The 2,673-nt window shown below is 28.5% G+C and carries 2 protein-coding genes and 1 tRNA gene; all 3 read right to left on the bottom strand.

The window, feature by feature from the left end; all coding sequences use genetic code 11:
* Positions 1-430 precede the first annotated feature (430 nt).
* Positions 431-1,576 carry an alanine--glyoxylate aminotransferase family protein gene (locus tag B3086_RS12975; RefSeq protein ID WP_346876376.1) on the bottom strand — a complete coding sequence of 382 codons (1,146 nt, stop codon included), beginning with the start codon at positions 1,574-1,576 and terminating at the stop codon, positions 431-433.
* Between the two features lie 77 nt (positions 1,577-1,653).
* The gene (gene surE / locus B3086_RS12970; protein WP_346876377.1) at positions 1,654-2,403 is read right to left on the bottom strand and encodes a 5'/3'-nucleotidase SurE; all 750 of its coding nucleotides are present in this window, start codon (positions 2,401-2,403) and stop codon (positions 1,654-1,656) included.
* 188 nt (positions 2,404-2,591) lie between these two features.
* Positions 2,592-2,667, bottom strand: a tRNA-Ala gene (locus B3086_RS12965).
* Positions 2,668-2,673: the final 6 nt, after the last annotated feature.

Below are 2,673 nucleotides of genomic sequence, written 5' to 3'. Positions count from 1 at the left end.
CATCGATTACTTCCGACGACTTTTACTATTCTACTAGATAATCTCTTATCTGTCAACAAATTTTTAAGAAGTTTTTTCTTAAGTTTTTGTTGTTTCTTGCCGCGTCTCTCAGCGACAAGATTTATCTTACCATACTTGTTATATCAAATATAATATTAGTTTTTTATAATTATAGTTTATTTAAATATATCTTCATATTTCTTGAATTTACTTTTATTTTCTTATACTGATACACATGGTATAGTATACTAAAGTAAAAATAACTTATACTAATATTTAGCCTCTATATACGAAATATACCACATTAAAATCAATAAATATTCGTTATGTTAACTAGTTACTAATCTTCTTAATATTCCATTGAAAATATCCTTTTTATAATAATATAAGGCCAATTAACTATTTTCATAATTAATTGGCCTCTCTCACATTATAATATAATATACTTATTAAATTCTTCTATGATATTAACTTTTGATTTATATCCTAATTCATTTAAAGATTTATCTAACGTATTTAAAACAAATAAAATTTTATCTATCCTACTGTTTTCTCCCATATGACCAATTCTAATAACTTTATTCTCAAGATAATCAAAAGAACCTGAAATTAGTAAATTATAATTATCTCTCATATAATTAATTAACTTGTTTGCTTCTATTCCTGTAGGCGTTTCTACTACTGTAACTGTAGATGAAAAGCCGCTATCTAAATATAACTTTAACCCATAGCTAGTTAATGCATTTCTAGTAGCTACAGCAATATTTTTATGTCTATTGTGTACATTCTCTATTCCTTCTTCAAGTATATTATCTATAGCAACTCTAAGCCCATATATGTCACTTATTGGCATAGTATATGGAAACCACTTTTTATCATAATATCCCTTCCATATAGTTAAGTTACAATAAAATCCTACAATCGGAGTATTTCTTATTCTCATAACTTTATCCGCATCATCACTAACGGTAACAATAGTTAATCCTGGTGGAGCTGAAAAAGCTTTTTGAGAACCACCTAATGCAATATCTATATCCCACTCATCTACATTTATAGGTTCTCCTCCCATGGCTGCAACACTATCTACAACTGTTAATATTCCATATTCCTTAAGCATTGGACAAATTTTACTTATATCATTAAGTACTCCTGATGGTGTATCGCAATGAACAACAGTTGCATATTTAAAATTACTATCTTTATCAAGGAATTCTCTTAAATGTTCCACATCTACTTCTCTTTTTCTATCAACAGAATACAACACAGGTATTCCTCCATATATTTTCACAAAATCAGCAAAGCCTTCACCAAATACCCCATTATCAATAATTAGTACTCTATCTCCTACTTCTGTAAGTGATGCACAAGCAGCTTCCAATCCTAATATACCTTCACCACTTAATATAAACACATCCTTTTCAGTATTTAGTATTTCCCTAATTCTATTGCAAGTTTCTCTATAAAAATCATAAAAATCCTTATCTAAATCTGGATTAGTAGTTTCAATAGCCCTAGCCAATCTAACATTTTCTCTTACATTAGTAGGTCCTGGTGTAAATACATATGGTTTATTCATCATTTCATCCCCTATTCATATCTTTAATATTACTAATTAATCACAATATTTAAAATAAAAATTTTGTTATATCAAATTTATTTTTCTAAAATATTTTCCACTTTTGTTATTAAGTTAAAATTAGTTAAGTCATAATGTAGTGGTGTAACTGTTATATATCCTTCTTTAATCATGTCTACATCAGTATTATCTTGCATTGCATCATCCGGCGCACCAGTTATTTTATATACTACATTATCATCACTTTTCTCTACTTCAACATATACATTATTATAATTTCTTTCACCTATTTTACATACCTTTAATCCCTTTAATTTATCTTTACTTATGGATGGAATGTTTACATTTAGCACTGTGTTTCCAATTTTCTCACTTCTAATTTTATTTAATATTTTTTCTGCATAATCTGCAGCTATTTCATAACTTTCTTCATTACCATCACAAGATAATGCAATTGCTGGGGTACTATTTAATGCTCCTTCAACGGCTGCAGACACAGTCCCTGAATATATTACATCGGTGCCTAAATTAAATCCATCATTTATTCCTGATACTACTATATCTATTTTTTCACTAGCAATAGTAGTTATTGCAATTTTTGTACAATCAACAGGTGTACCACTTACACTAAAACATGGAGCATCTATACCTTCTATTTTTTCTTTTCTTACAATAAGAGGATTCATTAATGTTATGGAATGACTGCTAGCACTTTTTTGACTATCAGGTGCTACTACCAATATATTGTGTGAATTTTGAAGTCTCTGTGCAATAATCTGTATACCTTTTGCCGTAATTCCATCATCATTGGTTATTAATATATTCATAATTATATAAAATAGAGAAATTTATATTCTCTATTTTCCCTCCCTTCATTTATCTAAAATCTTATTAAGTAATTAATTCACTCAAAAAGAAATACTATCTACTTTTTTATTTTAACATACTAATGAGAAAGTTTATCTTAAAATATTATAAAAACATATAAAAAAAGACACTGCATATACAGTGTCTTTGGTGGAGATAAAGGGATTCGAACCCTTGACCCCCTGCGTGCAAGGCAGGTGCTCTCCCAACTGAGCTATACCCCCAAATAT

The sequence above is a fragment of the Clostridium sp. UBA871 genome, assembly GCF_002295255.1.
Lineage (GTDB): Bacteria > Bacillota > Clostridia > Clostridiales > Clostridiaceae > Clostridium_J > Clostridium_J sulfidigenes.
Note: the sequence above shows the minus strand (reverse complement) of the source record. Positions and strands in the feature narration are given on the sequence as shown.